We start from the raw sequence: 1,779 nt of genomic DNA on the forward strand, positions 1-1,779 counted from the left end.
TAGAAATAGTTTGGACTGATGAACTTTGGAATGGCCATGACCAAATCTGGTAATACCGCCATTATGATGAGCATGACCAAGGCAATTATGAAATAAGGTAACACACCTTTGAAGGATGATTCCAAATCAAGATTTGAGATGGAGCCTGCAATTAACAGACACAAACCGTAAGGTGGGGTTACAAGTCCAAGGGCCAATGTCATAACAACAATCAAACCGAGATGGGTTGGGTCAACCCCCAGTACCAATGCGCCTGGAAGTATAACCGGTACAAATAAAATCATTGCAGGTATAGCGTCCATAAATGTGCCTACGAATAAGAAAAACGCTACAACCACCAGCATAAATACCGGTGCACCACCTGGTATCTGTGCAAAAAAGTTGGCTGCTTTGGTGGATACATTATAATAGCCTAACAGCTCACCTAATGCATTGGCAGTACTAAGGGCAAATAGGGAGAGAGAACTTAACTTTAAGGTCTGCTTGATGATTTCCGGCAGATCTCTTACTTTTATGGTTTTGTACACAAACATACCAATAATAAGGGCATAGACGCATGCAAAGGCTGCGGCTTCTGTTGCTGTATAGGCACCGGTTACGATACCACCGATGATGATAACCGGTGTGAGTAATGCCGGAAAACTACTTAAAAATAATTTGAAGGTTTCTTTTAGTGTGACTTTCTCATACCTTGGAAAATTCCTTTTTTTACTGATGAGATAGACCATAAACATCATGGAAAGCCCTAGTACGATACCGGGAGCGAGGCCAACTAAGAAGAGTTTTCCTGTTGATACACCTGCAATACCTGCAAATACAACCATGGTTATACTTGGGGGTATGATACTACCTAGGGTTGAGGAGGCCGCTGTGACACCGACGGCTGTGCCTTTATCATAACCACTTTCTTCCATCTTAGGAATCAGCACTTTACCTACACCCGCTGTATCTGCTTGAGAAGAGCCGGATACGCCGGCAAAGATCATGGACACCATGATATTGGCATGGGCCAATCCGCCCCGCCTGTGCCCTACTAGAGCGTTTGAAAAATCAATCAATCTTTTTGATATGGAACCATGGTTCATGAGATTCGCTGCCAGGATAAATAAAGGTATTGCAAGTAATACAAAGGAGCTTAATCCTGTAAACATTTTCATAAAGACAACAATACCACCAAGATTGGGTATCAACAATACACCGGCAAAAGCTACAATACCAATTACATAGGATATCGGTACGCCAATGGCAATAAAGATTACAAAAATTGCAACCAATAAAACTTGTGTCATTTTCTACACCTCCATCCTTAATCTTTTTACATAAGTTACAATGTGGTTGATACAGTACAAGGTGGTTGTCCCGCCAAGTATTGGCACACATAACCATGTGTAGCCCATTCGCATTTTGGGTATATCAATCCATCTATAGTTCCAGAACTTCATGGTTATGATTACACCATAGTAAAGTATCGCCAAAGTGAAGCTCATTACAATCAGATATAAGATGATGTTTAACACTTCTCTTTTCTTGCCTGTTACACGGTCCCTAAGAGAGGTGAATGCAAAGTGCTTGTCTTCGTATGTCATGGCGCCTGCACCTAAAAAAACCGCCCATGTAAAGGAATACATGGCCACTTCGCCTGTCCAACTTACGGTAATGCCAAGGTACCTACTAAAAACCTGAATAACAATCGTTATAAAAAATATACTGATAAAAAGTGTTCCAAAAAAAATCTCGATGCTCTGCACTGTTTTTGCAATTTTATCAATCATCATTTTT

At 40.9% G+C, this 1,779-nt stretch carries 2 protein-coding genes; both read right to left on the reverse strand.

Features of this window, described 5'->3' with window-relative positions; genetic code table 11:
• A partial coding sequence (locus P0N36_RS15185) for a TRAP transporter large permease (protein WP_275843726.1) occupies positions 1-1,289 on the reverse strand: 1,289 nt, incomplete at its 3' end.
• Between the two features lie 3 nt (positions 1,290-1,292).
• Positions 1,293-1,779 (reverse strand): TRAP transporter small permease (locus tag P0N36_RS15190; RefSeq protein ID WP_275843728.1); only part of this gene is annotated, 487 nt, incomplete at its 5' end.

Source organism: Petrocella sp. FN5 (assembly GCF_029210395.1).
In the GTDB taxonomy this organism is placed as follows: domain Bacteria; phylum Bacillota; class Clostridia; order Lachnospirales; family Vallitaleaceae; genus Petrocella.